The following is a 15,532-nucleotide window of genomic DNA, read 5'->3' as shown; positions in this document are numbered from 1 at the left end:
TGCGGGCCTATTTCAGGAAAATATATTGAAAATCTTTTCCACCCAAGTCCTTGTCACAAGCGAAAGTGTGAATCTTCGTATATAGGTTCATGTGTCATGTTCAAGTAGCATAGGATGTTGTGACGTTCCAGGGTTCCAAAGATTTTCAATGGTTTCCCTTATAGGCAAGTTACTGTATAAAAAAATATAAAGGAGAAATAACCATGAAAAAAATATTAGTTGTGGATGATGATATAAATATTTGTGAGTTAATAGGACTTTATTTGAGGAAAGAAGGATATGAGGTTGTATTTGCCCATGACGGGAAAAGTGCCATAGATGTGTTAGGGAGGGAAATATCTAATTTAGTTATATTAGATATAATGCTTCCAGAGATGGATGGCTGGGATGTGTGTACAGAAATGAAAAAAATTAGTGATATTCCCATAATAATGTTAAGTGCAAAGGGAGATACCTTTGATAAGGTATTAGGATTAAAATTAGGAGCTGACGATTATATGGTAAAGCCCTTTGAACCTAGGGAGCTTATAGCAAGAATAGATGCAGTATTAAGAAGAACATATGGGTCTACCATATCTACTAAAAGTATAAGTCTACCCAATTTATATATAGATTTAGATAAATATATAGCTAGAATAGATGATGAACATATGAAATTGCCTAAAAAGGAAATGGAGCTGTTATATTTTTTGGTTAAAAATAAGGGGAAGGTATTCACAAGAGAACAACTCATAGATAATATATGGGGAATGGATTTCTTTGGAGATACAAGAACTATAGATGTACATGTAAAAAGATTAAGGGAAAAATTATCTAGATTAAGTGATAAATATAATATAAAAACCATATGGGGTGTAGGATACAAATTTGAAATAATATAAAAGGAGTAGCAGAAAGATATGGGAAATACAGTATTTAAGAAGTTGTTATATTTTTATTTTGTAATAATACTTTTATCCTTTTTAATACTTGGAATAGCTTTTTCTCAATTGTTTAGTAGTTATTATTTCAATAGACAAGAAAAGGTATTACTAAATGAAGGAAAAAAGATAAATTATCTAGTTATAGATTATTTAAATAATCACATAAGTAATGAAAGACTAAAATTAGAATTACAGGCTGTAGAAAAATTTTTAAATACAAGAATATGGATTATTAATAAAGAAGGAATCATATATGGGGTATCGGGAGACGATGAAGAGTGGATAGGAAAACAGATTACGGCAACGGAAATGCTACAAGTATTAGATGGGAAAATAATAACTAAAAAGGGAATGTATCATGAAAATGAAACAGTTCCCCTATTAACGGTAGGAATGCCCATTTATATAAATGGGGAAGTGAGTAATGCCATAATAATGCATACACCCCTATATGAAGTTACTAGCGTTATAGGAGAAGTTCATAAGATGATTATAATATCCATGAGCATAACCTTTGTGGGAGCCTTCATATTATTGTGTATAGTTTCAAAAAAAATATCCCATCCATTAAGGGGGTTAGCCATAGGAGCAGAAAAAATATCCTATGGAGATTTTTCCTACAGAATAGAAATAGAGGAAGATGGAGAAATTGGTAAAGTTATAGATACCTTTAATAGGATGACTGAAAAATTAGGAGAGATAGAAAAAAATAGAAAAAGCTTCATATCTGCAGTGACCCATGAATTAAGATCCCCCATTACCCTAATAAAGGGATTCGCCCAAGGCATGGTAGATGGAACTATTGAGGAAAGTGATCACCCTAAATATTTAGACATAATCTTAAGAGAAACTAGGAGGCTTAATGATTTAATCACAAATTTATTAGATATACAGAGGATGGAATCTGGGAAATACCCTATAAATAAAAATAAATTTAATATAAGTGAGTTGATAAGTAGAACATTAATAAGATATGAAGAGGAAATAGAAAAAAAACATATTCAAGTCCAATTGAATTTAGATGATAATATACATGTTTATGCAGATAAGGATTCTATACAACAAGTAATAATAAATTTAGTAGATAATGCTATTAAATTTATGAAGGATGATCCTGTCCTTACTATAATAACTAAGAAAAAAGGTAATAAATGTATGATTACTATAAGGGATAATGGTATTGGTATAAATAAGGAAAATATACAAAATATATGGGAAGAATTTTATAAGGAAGATAAATCTAGAAACAGAAATAAAAAGGGTACTGGTTTGGGCCTTCATATAGTTAAAAAGATTATGGACATACATAAGGAAAAAATAGAAATAGAGTCAGAAGTGAGTTTGGGAACGTCATTTCTATTCTACCTCCAGCTATATAAGGAAAATTAGAAAAAATATTAATAGATTATTCATAATTTATTAATATTAATAAATTATAATTTATTATAAGGGAGGGATAATAGTGACTGAAAAAGACTATTCAAATCTTTATGAAGAGCAGGATGAACCTATAAAAGAAGAAGTTAGTAATTATGAACACATGTACAAGGGAAATTATAAGAAAAGAAATAATACAAATTTAAAATTAATTACCATAATAATAATATCAGCCCTAATTGGAGGATTAATTTCAAGTTATATAATGCCCGTATTCATATTTGGAAAAATAATACCTTATCCAGATAATTATTTTGGCAATGATACAAAGAAAATTATACAAGTGGATAAGACTAATACGGAGTTTTTAATATCTGCCATAGCTAAAAAGGCCATGCCATCTGTTGTGGGTATAACTACAGAAATTGTACAAAAGGATTATTGGTTTGGTGAGAGGAAAGCCAAAGGCCTAGGTACAGGAGTAGTAGTTGATTCTAGAGGATATATAATTACTAACGCCCATGTAATAAATAATGGAAATGCCCAAAAGGTAAATGTTTTATTTTATGATGGAGCTAAAGAGGAAGGACAAATACTGTGGCAAGATTCTGTATTAGATTTAGCTGTTCTTAAAGTGGATAATGTAAATTTAGTGGCAGCAGAATTGGGAGAGTCAAAGGATTTAGAAGTTGGACAAGTGGCTGTGGCCATAGGAAATCCCTTGGGGCTTCAATTTGAAAGAACTGTTACATCGGGTATTATAAGTGGACTTGAAAGAAGAATTGATATAAACGAATATGAATCCATAGAAGGATTGATTCAAACGGATGCATCAATAAATGAAGGAAATAGTGGTGGTCCTCTACTAAACTCTAAGGGACAAGTAATTGGCATAAACACGGCAAAAATTAAAACGGCAGAAGGATTAGGATTTGCAGTACCTATAAATGTGGCAAAACCCATAATTGAGCAGTTTATAGAAAATGGTCAATATGAAAAGGTATATGTGGGAATAAGAGGTATGGAAGTGGAACGATTTGAAAGGGCCATAGGTGTAGATATAGAAGCTAAAGAAGGGGTATATATTGTAGAGGTTGTACATGATTCTCCAGCGGCTAAGGGAGGCCTTACATCTGGTGATGTAATAGAGGCTATAGAAAATGAAAATATAAAAAGCATGAGTGAAATATCACGAATATTATACAAGTATAGACCTGGGGATACTATAAATATGAAAATCCTAAGGGATGGAAAAGAAAAGGAAATAAGTATAAAACTTCAAAAGACCCCTAAGGATTACTATAAGAAAAAATAAAAGTCAATTTTCAATTGACTTTTATTTTTTTAAGCACCTAAGAGCCCTCATTCTACAAGCTTCAGCATGATACATGGCAGTCATATACTCATTCATATGTTCCATGTAGCGAATTTCATCCATGTCCATATGTTCCACAGATGGCATGATAGGCATTCCATTCATATACGGCATATAAGGATTTTGAGGTATATGGAATCTACCCATAGGTGGCATCATGGGATGGATAGACTCAGTGATCATTTCGCCCCTTTTTATGTCATAATCTAAATCTTCAATATATTTATCCATTTTTCTTCCCCCTATAATTTATAAAAATCCCTTCCCTTTTAAAATATGCATAGTCATATTTATTTGACACAAATACATGGTTATAGATTTCGTATTCATAAACTTGCTTTATGTGAGCCTACTTCAGGAAATTATATTGAAAATTTTTTCCACCAAAGTCCTTGTCACAAGCGAAAGTGTGAATCTTCGTAGATAGGTTCATGAGTCATGTTCAAATAGCATAGTATGTTGTGACGTTCCAGGGTTCCAAAAATTTTCAATATATTTTCCCTTGTAGGCAAGTTACTGTATAAAGAAAACTTAGTGTTGCGAAATCTATATATAAAAGGGAAAATAATATTAATTAATATTATTAGGCATAATAACTATGATAAATACTATTGACAATTCATATGTAATAATCCTATAATTATACCATAGGGGGGTATAGTATATGAGAAATGTAAATGAAATAAATATACCTATAAAAGGAATGACATGAGCCGCTTGCGTTAGCAGTGTTGATAGGGCTATCAACAAGTTAGATGGTATTATAGAAACCAATGTGAATATAGCTACTAATAGGGCTAAAGTAGTCTATGACAATGATGTAGTTAGAATATCTCAAATAAAGGATGCCATTAAGAAGGCTGGATATGAACCTTTAGATATAGAGAAAAATAAAGGAAATAATCTAAAGGAAAGGGAAGAAGAACTGGAGAGGGAAAAAAATAAGAGGGAACTTATTGTATCCATAATATTTGCATCTCTACTATTGATTATAGCCATGGGTCCCATGGTTGGAATTAAGCTTCCAAAGGTCATAAGTCCTGATTATAATCCTAAAAGCTTTGCTTTAATTCAACTAGTATTGACTATTCCCATATTGTATTCTGGAAAGAAATTTTATATGAGTGGATTTCCAGCATTAATAAGAAGAAGTCCAAATATGGATTCACTAGTAGCCCTTGGTACTAGTGCAGCACTAGTATATGGCCTATATGCCATATATAAAATATTTAATGGAAATATGCACTTTGTCCATGATCTATATTTTGAATCGGCAGGAGTTATAATAGCCTTAATATCCCTAGGAAAATATCTAGAGGAGAATAGTAAAAATAAGACTTCCCAAGCAATTAAAAAGTTAGCAGGTCTATCTGCTAAGGAAGCTTTAGTAATAGAAGGGGATGGTGAGATACTAATTCCTATAGATGAAGTTCAAGTGGGAGATTTAGTAAGAATAAAACCAGGAGAAAAAATTCCTGTAGATGGTGAAATTGTTAAGGGTAGTACCTATGTGGATGAGTCTATGCTTACAGGTGAAAGCATACCTGTTAAAAAAGAGATAGGTAACCCAGTGGCAGGAGGAACAGTAAATGGAAATCATATGGTAGATATTAAGGCTACTAGGGTAGGAGAAGAAACGGCCTTAGCCCAGATTATTAAACTGGTGGAAGAGGCCCAAGGATCAAAGGCACCCATAGCAAAACTTGCAGATGTGATTTCATCTTATTTTGTACCTACTGTATTTCTTATAGGACTAGTGTCTGGTATAGGTTGGTATATTAAAACTTCAGATTTAGAATTTTCACTAAGTATATTCATAGCTGTGTTAGTTATAGCATGTCCATGTGCCTTAGGGCTAGCCACACCAACGGCCATTATGGTTGCCACAGGAAAGGGAGCAGAATATGGCATATTAGTAAAGGGCGGAGAAGTCTTAGAAACTATGCACAAAATAGATACCATAGTATTTGATAAAACGGGAACAATTACTCTAGGAAAACCTAAGGTTACTAATATTATTACTTCCATGGACGAAAGGGAATTTATAAGGATAATTGGATCCTGTGAAAAGGGTTCAGAACATCCCCTGGCAAAGGCCATAGTAGAATATGCAGGGGATAATAATATAGAATTAACTTCTATAGAAAATTTAGAGGCCATATCTGGATTTGGTATAGAAGTGTATATGGATAATAAGCATGTTCTTATTGGGAATGATAAATTAATGAAAAAATATAATATAGATATAAAAAGCATATCTTCTCAAAAATATCTAGAAGAAGGAAAAACTCCCGTATATGTGGCCAGAGATAAGGTATATAAGGGAGCCCTATTCATAGCAGATGTTATAAAGGAAAATAGTAAATATACAGTGGATAAACTAAAAGAAGCTGGAATTGAAGTTATAATGTTAACGGGAGACAATAAAATAACTGCTCAAAGTATAGGTAAGAAGGTTGGAATAGATAGGGTTTTATCAGAAGTATTACCAAAGGATAAGACTGATGAAATAGCTAGGATTCAAGATGAGGGTAAGATAGTTGCCATGGTGGGAGATGGAATAAATGATGCCCCTGCTTTAACTAAAGCCCATGTGGGAATTGCCATTGGTTCTGGTACAGATGTGGCCATTGAATCGGCAGATGTGGTTTTAATGAAAAGCGATTTAAAGGATCTACTAATTAGTATTGGCTTAAGCAAAGCTACCATAAAGAATATAAAACAGAATCTATTTTGGGCATTTTTCTACAACATTTTAGGAATTCCACTGGCGGCAGGTATATTTTATATATTTGGGGGACCAAAATTAAACCCCATGTTTGCAGCCTTAGCCATGTCCTTTAGTTCCGTATCCGTTGTGACTAATGCACTTAGACTTAGAAGTTTTAAATTAAAGGAGAGAGGAGAAAATAAAATGAAGAAGAAAATATATATTAATGGTATGATGTGTGGACACTGTGAAAAACATGTGAATGATGGATTAAGTAAAATTCCAGGAATAGATGAGGTTCACGTAAACTTAGAAGGAAAGTATGCACTAATAGAGACTAGTAGCAATGTGGATGATGCAGTTAAAGAAGTAGTAGGAGATTTAGGATATGAGCTAGTAAAAATAGAAGATCTTTAGGGAGAAAAAGTATGGAATGTAATAATTGCAGTGGTGAGAGAAAAGTAAATTATAGGGATAAGGAAATTGAAAAGAAATTAGTCACTAGGTTAAATAAGGTAGAAGGGCAGATTAGAGGAATAAAGGGCATGATAGAAAGGGAAATCTATTGTGATGATATTTTAGTTCAAATATCTGCAGTTCAATCGGCCATGAAGAGTATAAGCAAGATTTTGTTTGAAAATCATGTGAAAACTTGTATCTTAGATAAGATGAAAGATGATGAGGAAGTGGCAGTAGAAGAACTTTTAAAGAGTATAAATAGAATGATGAAATAAGGCATATTTTTAAGGACGGTGAAAACCGTCCTTAAAAATATTCGTTTATAAAATTATCTTTTTTATAGAAAACCTTGTTAAATTCATGGATTCCTGATTCATCAGTTATATTTACTTTATTTAAAAATTTTCCTTCATAAATATCTATACTACCAAAGAATAGTTGAGAGAAAGTATTTATGTTACATGAAAATTGAGAGTAAATAGGATCTACCATGGTTACACTAGCTTTACCATTGGTTATTGATATCTTATAAGTGTTATTGTTCCAAGGTGCATAAGTATCATCTACAGTGAAAATAAATTGAGTGTCCCTTTGGAATATACAATTTTCTATGGCATTTTTAACATTTATAACCCTTGTGCACATGAAGGGATGTACCCTAATGTCATTAGTAAATTCAGGTTTTATAGTATCTTTTATAAATAGATAAAGGTTATCCCCTATGGGAGCAGGCCAATTGACGTGGGTTACTTGGGATGTATGAGAATATATGAAATTAAATAAGGCACCCATACCTTCTAGGTTAGTATAGGCCATTTCCCTTATACTTAGAATCTTATCTTCTATATGGTAAAATATGTACCCACATGGGTTATCATTTATAGTTAATATATACATATATCCACCATAGGAATCCACTTCATGCATGATATATTCCCATTCTTTAGGATTTCTTTTTACATATCCATTGTATTTATATAAATAACTTTCATAAATTTCATTTAATGAATCTGTAGAACCACCAATTTTAATTTTTCTAAAATCCCCAGATTTATTTTTGAGTCCCTTAATCACATCTATGGGAACATGATATTTTAATTGACTATAGGAAAGTTCCCATCCATAGGGACTATAAAAGTTAGTATCAAAGGGCATAAGAATAGAAATCCAGTGACCCTTATTGTTCATCTCTTCTAGTGCTTTAGGAAGTAGTTTTTTCATAGCTCCCTTATTTCTGTATTCTGGTGCAGATATGACTCCTACCACATAGGATGTGGGGAAAATATTGTTATTCAATTTTATATTATAGGGATTTAGTTGCAAATAGGACACTAATTCATCATCATAGATTCCTACGCAATTATTCTCATCATACACATTGTCAAAATACCAACTATAAAAGGGTTCATCCCTTTCAAAGGCATAACCCCACAATATTTTTGCCCTTTTTTTATCTTCTTCCTTTAATAAAGTGACCTTCACATTTTCACCTACCTAAATTCAATATCAAATTTCTTAATCATTTCATCAGGTCTATAGGAAAGTTTTGCACGTCTTAAACTTTCAAGGCCCATGTCCTCTTCCCTATTCACATAAGTTACGTCATAACATTCATTTTGAACAAATTGTTGGTTAATAGCCTGATATAATCCCCTGATAGAAGGATTAGCCTTTTCTATATGAACTACCATCATATTTGGGTTTATTTTATAGCCTAAGGTGAAGGCTTCAACCTTATCATTTACTAGAATTACTCCACCTTTAAAATCTAGTGTATCCATATTATAAAGGGCCTCTTTTATGGCATTTCTCTCATAGAATATTAATTCCTCTGCCATATTATTTTCAAAGACTTTATTTTCTATTAAATTATCATTTAAAAGTATACATTCTTCTATTAAATCCTTAGTCAAGGGTTTGTATTGGAAGGAATAGGTCCTGTAGAAGTAGTTTAAATGATTTCTTTTAGATTGATATTTTCGGCCCTTTAAATTGGCTAAATTATCACTTAAATAGGCATAATCAAAATTTTCTCTATCCTCCTTTATTATCACATTACCCATATTGATTTTCTTGAAATAATCAATATACTCTTCAGGAGCAAGCTTTATAGTTAATTTTTGATTGTTTTCATTGAATATGTCTTCTAATATTTTTAAAGTACCATACAAAGTATCTAAATTGTATTTATGAAGGGGAAGGGGCGGAAATACAAAATATTGTGGATCTCCTTCTTCAGTTAAATAATTAAGAGCCCTAATACAAAGATAATCGTTTATTATTTCATAACGAATATCATTTACATCCTTCCACATGAACAAACTTGTAAAGCTTAAACCTGAAGTCTTGTGGTTGTTATTATATATATATTTCTCAAATAAATCTTTATCTTCTAGTGAAATCTTTTTTTCAAACATAAAAAAACTCCTTTTACTTAGTATCGGATATATAACTATAGATTTCTGGTGTATAAACTTGCTTTATGCGGGCCTATTTCAGGAAAATATATTGAAAATCTTTTCCACCCAAGTCCTTGTCACAAGCGAAAGTGTGAATCTTCGTATATAGGTTCATGTGTCATGTTCAAGTAGTATAGGATGTTGTGACGTTCCAGGGTTCCAAAGATTTTCAATATATTGTCCCTTATAGGCAAGTTAATGTATAAAACAAATTTAAAACCAATAACTACTAACGACGAAGGACTAACCTAACAAAATTAATTCCATGTTTTTCTATGAAACTAAATGTATAAAATAATCTTAAAACCGCGAAATCCATATATTTTCCTGAAGTAGGCTCACATAAAGCAAGTTTATGAATACGAAATCTATATACACAACTAGTAATATACCCATATATAGATATATATAACATATTCATAATAGCATATTATGTAATAATCTGTTTTAGAATATGGGAAATTATAAAAAAATACATAAATAAATGAAAAAACCTAGCTCATAGCTATAGTTTTCTCATTTATTTATGTATTAAAAACTTATTTTAGTATTTTTTTCGTCTATCTTCCCCACGTTTAAAATGCATTTTTGCATTTCCATGATTCATAGAGTTATATAATTGCATTTTTGCTAATTCCATTTCATTTTCTAATTTTTTTCTACAAACAGGGCAATGCTTGTGATGGGCGGAAAGAAGTAAGCGACCACATCTTTTGCATTCAAAATTTAAGTATTCATTGGGAATTTCAATAAGCCTTCCATCTCTAACAAAATTATTAATAACATGATATGGAACCCCTGTTTCTTGTTCAATTTCAAAAGCAGTAGCACCAGGATATTCTCTCAAATATGTCTCGATTTTTTCAAATATATCCTCAATCCTTTTGAAACATTCGGGACAGTAGTTGTATAATGAATTTTGGCTTATTATTTTCTTACATCTAACACAAGTTTTCACTAATATTCCATTGTTAGTTTTTTTATTTTTTATCATATTACACCTCTGAAATGTGATTTGTTTTTCCCATGATTTATAGATTTGTGACCTGAGAACAGAATTTAGGTGAGTCTATTTCATAAAACTATTGTCCTATTACTTTATTATAAAAAGACTTGATTATAAAAATCAAGTCTTTTACCATAACTAGGGTAATTAGTTCTATATAATGTTAAGAACATTAAAAAATCATATGCATAAATCAAATTACTTTATATAACATTACAAAAAATAATACAAATAATAAATCCATGTAAATCACCACCGAATAATTGTTAGTTAAATTATATCATGGAAAATATTATAAAAAACCCATGTAATCATTTCGTAAAAAAAATGTAAATATAGGAAATAAAATCATTTACAAAATTGTATCAAATTACTAGTGTAATACTTTTGATTAAAAGAAAAAATAAACTTGAGAATAGAAATGAAAGGAGTACATTTATGAAAAATAGAAATATATTTATTCTATTAATAATGGTTTTAATAATAGGATCATTTGGAGCATGTACTAGACAAGGTGCACAAAAGCCTATTAATAATCCACCAGTTAGGGATCCTCAGATGAGAAGTACACCTGAGAATGTTTTGCCAAATGGAAATAATGACAGGGAAGGAAGAATAACTGAAAAAATAAACAATATTTCAGAAGTAGAAGACGCTAGGGTAATAATAAATGGATCAGATGCCTACGTGGCAGTGAGACTGAAAAATGGAGTAAACAATTCTACTAGAGTAAACTTATTAGAGACAGAAATAAGAAATATGGTTAAAAAAGAAAGTCCTAGAATAGCTAACGTATATTTTTCAGCAGCTGAAGGAACCCTAGGGAAATTAAGAGGATATAGAAGGGATGACATTAGAAATGGAACGGTCATAGATGAAATAGAATCTTTGTTTAGATCACCTATGAAAAACATGACCATGCCAGCTCCTAATAGATAAGCCAGATTATAGTAAAAATGTGAAAAAACAAAAGCTGAATTTTTAAAATTTGGCTTTTGTTTTTTCACGTTTTTACTAAAACAAGCATATTATGAACTAGGTGAGTTCACTACAATTGATACTAATAGAATGTAGTTGGTGAAAAAGGGGGAATGATTATGAATTGTGCTGTATATGTAAGAGTATCTACAGAAAAAGAGATACAAGATAGCAGTATGGCACATCAAGAAGAATTTTTCAAGAAATATGTGAAGGAAAAGGGTTTTACCATATATAAAATATACAAGGACAGGGAAAGTGCATGTAGTCTAAAAAATAGGATGGGATTAAAAAAACTAATAAAGGATAGTGAAGAGAAAAAATTTAATATAGTTCTTACAAAGAGTATTTCACGATTTGCTAGAAATACTTTAGAAGGTTTAACTATAATAAGAAAATTTAAAGAGGAAAATATAAGATTTATAACTATAGAAGATAGTTTTGATTCAAATGAATATGATGAATTTACTTTTACCATATTATTATCCTTAGCTCAAAAGGAGTCACAAAAAATCAGTGAAAGAATTTCCTTTGGAAAATTATGTAGGGCAAGGGAAGGTTATTTTAATGGAAGTGTAGTTCCCTATGGTTATATGAAATTAGATAAAAATACTATTTTGCCAAAGGAAGATATGAGTACTTTGGTGGTGAAAAAAATCTTTAACATGTATGCAAGAGGAGAGGGTCTAGCTTCTATTGTAAGGTATCTTAATCATAATAGATATCCTACTCCGTCACAGAGTAGGGGAATGGCACAAAAAAATAGGTGGTATGAGAGCACCATAAGAAATATATTGTCTAATGAATTTTATATAGGAAATTTAATACAAAATAAAAGTAAGACTAAAAATTTATTAACAAAAAAAAGGTATAAAAAGGAAAAAGGAGAATTTATATGTAGGGTGAAAACCCACCAACCTATAATAGATGAGGATTTATTCTATGAGGTACAGGAAAAATTAAGAAGTAATAAATATATGAAGTATCCCAAAACTAGTTTGTTTTCAAACATATTATATTGCCAAAAATGTGGTCATAAAATGTATTATAGAAAGAACACTAAGAATTATTTATGCAGTACTTATATTAAAAGGGGAAAAGTCATTTGCCCTGGAGTATCTATGAAAGAACATATATTAAAAGAAAAGATCATAAATGAAATGAAAGGTGAATTTTTTAAAAAAATCTCATGTTATGATAAGTTTGAAATAGAAAAAACTATTAAAAATATAAACAAAAATATAGAAATTATTAAAAATAAGGAAAATAGATTATTGGATAATTTATTAGAAAATGTTATAGATAGGGACACTTATAGGGGAAAAAAATCTATTTTGGAAAATGAAATGAAATTATATGAGAAAGAAAAGGAAGAAATATCTAAGAGAGTAAATAGTACTGATAAAATCTATCCTATTAATAGGAAATTTATCAGTGAGCATATAAAAAAGGTTATTGTGGCTGAAGAAAATATAGAAATCCAATATAGGATGTAGGTTTAAATAGGCGTGTCCAAAAAAATATACACTTGTATGAAAAAATGGACAACTTTGTCAATCAATTATGAGGAAATGGGCTTTCGTTGAGCCTATAAGAGAAAATATATTGAAATTTTTTTTCATTGAAGTCCTTGTTACAAGCGAAAGTGTGAATCTTCGTAGATAGATTCATGAGTCATGTTAGAATAGCATAGGATGTTGTGACGTTCCTCAATTCCAAAAATTTTCAATATATTTTCTCTTATAGGTAGGTTACTGTGTGAGGAAATTTTAGTGCTGGGGGATCTATATGGATTTCCTAGATAATAATTTATTTTAATAGAAAAGTATAAAAAATGGCAAGGAAATTGCTTATTATATTAAGTAAGAAAAGATTAAATTCATAAAATCAAAAATTTTATTGATGGATTTATATATAATGTATGGTACTATAAAATTTGAAACATAGGATTTTAAGGAGGAAAAGATTATGAGAGAAGTAGTAATAGCAAGTGCAGTGAGAACTGCTGTGGGAAACTATGGTGGAAGTTTAAAGGATTTTCAAGCAACTGATTTAGGAGCAATCGTTATTAAGGATGCTTTAGAAAAAGCTAAAGTAGCACCAGAAAAAGTAGATGAAGTATTATATGGTTGTGTATTACAAGCAGGTCAAGGTCAAGGGGTTGCTAGACAAGCCTCAGTTAAAGCTGGAATTCCAGTAGAAGTACCAGCTTCTACTTTAAATATTATTTGTGGATCTGGACTTAGAACTGTTTCTATGGCAGCACAAATGATCATGTCTGGAGATGCAGACATTGTTGTTGCAGGAGGAACTGAAGTAATGAGCCAGGCACCTTACTTAATGCCAAAGGCAAGATGGGGTCACAGAATGGGCGACGGAAAAGTTGTTGATGAAATGATCAAAGACGGATTATGGGATGCTTTTAATAACTACCACATGGGAATTACAGCAGAAAATATTGCTGAAAAGTGGGGATTGACTAGAGAAGAACAAGATGCTTTTGCAGCTTCAAGTCAAAATAAAGCTGAAGAAGCTAAAAAGTCTGGTAGATTTAAGGATGAAATAGTTCCTGTAGAAGTTAAAACTAGAAAGGGTTCTTTCGTATTTGAAGAAGATGAATTCATCAGAGATGGTGCAACTGCTGAAGGTTTAGCTAAATTAAGACCAGCATTCAAAAAAGATGGTACTGTAACTGCTGCTAATGCATCTGGAATTAATGATGGTGCAGCTGCATTAGTGGTTATGTCTAAGGAAAAGGCAGAAGAATTAGGTGTTGAGCCTTTAGCTACTATCGTATCTTTTGCTACTGCTGGTGTAGATCCATCTATAATGGGAATCGGTCCAGTTCCTGCAACTAAGAAGGCTTTAGTAAAGGCTCAATTAACTATAGAAGATATAGATTTAGTTGAAGCTAACGAAGCATTTGCGGCTCAATCTCTTGCAGTTGCTAAAGACTTAAACTTTGATATGGAAAAGGTTAATGTAAATGGTGGAGCTATTGCTATAGGTCATCCAATCGGAGCAAGTGGAGCTAGAATATTAGTAACATTACTTCATGAAATGAAGAAAAGAGATTCTAAGTACGGTTTAGCTACTTTATGTATAGGTGGCGGAATGGGTACATCTTTAATCGTAAAAAGATAATATAATATAAAGAGGGGAGCTATTTATTAGCTCTTTTTTTTTTACGCTATAGGAAATTATAAATTTTGAAAACTGTGGATAAGTTAAAAATAAGGGGGTGTGGGGGAAGAATTCCCCTGCCTCTTTAAAGAAGGGTGCTCAGCAACGTTAGTTGCATCGAAGGGAACCATAGGGTTCCATAGCGAATCCTGCGAAGTAGGACCTTTTTATGTTATTCTATTGTAGAGAAATTAAACTATCTACAAAAGGAGAAAATAAATGCTGAGTGAAAATACTATTAAAAAATCCATAGAATTGGCTAAAAATAAGTCCTATTTTAATAAATTAAATGAGGAATATGAAAAAATACATGGTGGGAAATGTACAGGATGTACTAATTGTTGTGCAGAATCTGTACACACTTATTATGTGGAATTTTTAAACATATATGATTACCTTATGAAAGACAAGGATCTGTATAATATATTAATTCCAAGGATAAAAAAATATTATTTAGAAGAATTATACAAAAATAACAAATGTCCATTTTTAAATGAAAATAACAAATGTTATATATATGAAGTACGTCCACTGGTTTGTAGATTATTTGGCCATTATACAGAGGACGAACATGAAAAAAATTATTTAAAAGTATTAGAAACTAATAGGAATATTAAAAATTACTTGAAAGAAGAATATGATTTAGCTATTCCACAAGAAGTGGTAAATAAAAAAATATCCTATTGTGGTGAATTTAGTACAAATAAGAGATTGAGTAGGGAAGACCGCTTAGATATACAGGACAATATTTTAAATATGGACTCAAAATTTTTTATTATGGAATTAATTGATGAAGATTATATGAATTTAGGATTGGTAGATTGGTTCATGTATATGCTATACGGCACAAATATATTTCATGAAAAAATAAATATGGCTAAAGGACAGATATAGATTTCTGGTGTATAAACTTGCTTTATGTGGGCCTATTTCAGGAAAATATATTGAAAATCTTTTCCACCCAAGTCCTTGTCACAAGCGAAAGTGTGAATCTTCGTATATAGGTTCATGTGTCATGTTCAAGTAGCATAGGATGTTGTGACGTTCCAGGGTTCCAAAAAT

The 15,532-nt window shown here is 31.0% G+C and carries 13 protein-coding genes and 1 pseudogene; 10 read left to right on the top strand and 4 right to left on the bottom strand.

The genetic code is table 11. The features are described from left to right. Positions 1–203: 203 nt before the first annotated feature. From N4A57_RS05790 to htrA, 3 genes are all read left to right on the top strand, one after another. Positions 204–881 (top strand): response regulator transcription factor, encoded by a 678-nt coding sequence (locus N4A57_RS05790; protein WP_293656769.1) that lies wholly within the window; start codon positions 204–206, stop codon positions 879–881. Between the two features lie 18 nt (positions 882–899). Then, positions 900–2,312, top strand: coding sequence for a sensor histidine kinase (locus tag N4A57_RS05785; protein WP_293656768.1), 1,413 nt, complete (start codon positions 900–902; stop codon positions 2,310–2,312). Positions 2,313–2,385: 73 nt separating this feature from the next. Next, positions 2,386–3,615, top strand: a complete 1,230-nt coding sequence (htrA, locus tag N4A57_RS05780) for a serine protease HtrA (protein ID WP_293656766.1) — start codon at positions 2,386–2,388, stop codon at positions 3,613–3,615. Between the two features lie 21 nt (positions 3,616–3,636). On the opposite strand, the gene N4A57_RS05775 is transcribed toward htrA, so the two are convergent. Further along, on the bottom strand, positions 3,637–3,906 hold the full coding sequence (locus N4A57_RS05775) for a hypothetical protein (protein WP_293656765.1): 270 nt from the start codon (positions 3,904–3,906) through the stop codon (positions 3,637–3,639). Positions 3,907–4,399: 493 nt separating this feature from the next. On the opposite strand from N4A57_RS05775, the pseudogene N4A57_RS05770 reads away from it, so the two are divergent. The 3 genes and pseudogenes from N4A57_RS05770 to N4A57_RS05760 all read left to right on the top strand — a co-directional run. Next, positions 4,400–4,534, top strand: a pseudogene (locus N4A57_RS05770) (cation transporter); the annotation flags it as partial. 138 nt (positions 4,535–4,672) lie between these two features. After that, entirely contained in the window at positions 4,673–6,802 is a 2,130-nt protein-coding gene (locus N4A57_RS05765; protein WP_330671460.1) for a heavy metal translocating P-type ATPase, read from the top strand. Positions 6,803–6,813: 11 nt separating this feature from the next. Further along, complete coding sequence (locus N4A57_RS05760; RefSeq protein ID WP_293656764.1) at positions 6,814–7,119, top strand: metal-sensing transcriptional repressor; 306 nt, start codon at positions 6,814–6,816, stop codon at positions 7,117–7,119. Positions 7,120–7,150: 31 nt separating this feature from the next. On the opposite strand, the gene N4A57_RS05755 is transcribed toward N4A57_RS05760, so the two are convergent. From N4A57_RS05755 to N4A57_RS05745, 3 genes are all read right to left on the bottom strand, one after another. Then, entirely contained in the window at positions 7,151–8,326 is a 1,176-nt protein-coding gene (locus N4A57_RS05755; protein ID WP_293656762.1) for a GNAT family N-acetyltransferase, read from the bottom strand. Between the two features lie 8 nt (positions 8,327–8,334). Continuing rightward, positions 8,335–9,261 carry a DUF2156 domain-containing protein gene (locus N4A57_RS05750; RefSeq protein WP_293656760.1) on the bottom strand — a complete coding sequence of 309 codons (927 nt, stop codon included), beginning with the start codon at positions 9,259–9,261 and terminating at the stop codon, positions 8,335–8,337. A gap of 586 nt (positions 9,262–9,847) precedes the next feature. After that, entirely contained in the window at positions 9,848–10,297 is a 450-nt protein-coding gene (locus N4A57_RS05745) for a hypothetical protein (RefSeq protein WP_293656758.1), read from the bottom strand. A gap of 450 nt (positions 10,298–10,747) precedes the next feature. Here N4A57_RS05745 and N4A57_RS05740 point away from each other — a divergent pair, with 450 nt between their 5' ends. The 4 genes from N4A57_RS05740 (at position 10,748) to N4A57_RS05725 (ending at position 15,364) form a co-directional block, all read left to right on the top strand. After that, positions 10,748–11,248 (top strand): YhcN/YlaJ family sporulation lipoprotein, encoded by a 501-nt coding sequence (locus tag N4A57_RS05740; RefSeq protein ID WP_293656756.1) that lies wholly within the window; start codon positions 10,748–10,750, stop codon positions 11,246–11,248. A 158-nt stretch (positions 11,249–11,406) separates the two neighbouring features. Continuing rightward, the gene (locus tag N4A57_RS05735) at positions 11,407–12,783 is read left to right on the top strand and encodes a recombinase family protein (protein WP_293656754.1); all 1,377 of its coding nucleotides are present in this window, start codon (positions 11,407–11,409) and stop codon (positions 12,781–12,783) included. Between the two features lie 472 nt (positions 12,784–13,255). Beyond that, a complete protein-coding gene (locus N4A57_RS05730; protein WP_293656752.1) occupies positions 13,256–14,431 on the top strand; it encodes an acetyl-CoA C-acetyltransferase in 1,176 nt (391 codons plus the stop codon). A gap of 258 nt (positions 14,432–14,689) precedes the next feature. Beyond that, positions 14,690–15,364 (top strand): YkgJ family cysteine cluster protein, encoded by a 675-nt coding sequence (locus tag N4A57_RS05725; protein WP_293656751.1) that lies wholly within the window; start codon positions 14,690–14,692, stop codon positions 15,362–15,364. Positions 15,365–15,532: the final 168 nt, after the last annotated feature.

This window comes from Anaeromicrobium sp., assembly GCF_025210435.1.
Classification (GTDB): domain Bacteria; phylum Bacillota; class Clostridia; order Peptostreptococcales; family Thermotaleaceae; genus Anaeromicrobium.
Note: the sequence above shows the minus strand (reverse complement) of the source record. Positions and strands in the feature narration are given on the sequence as shown.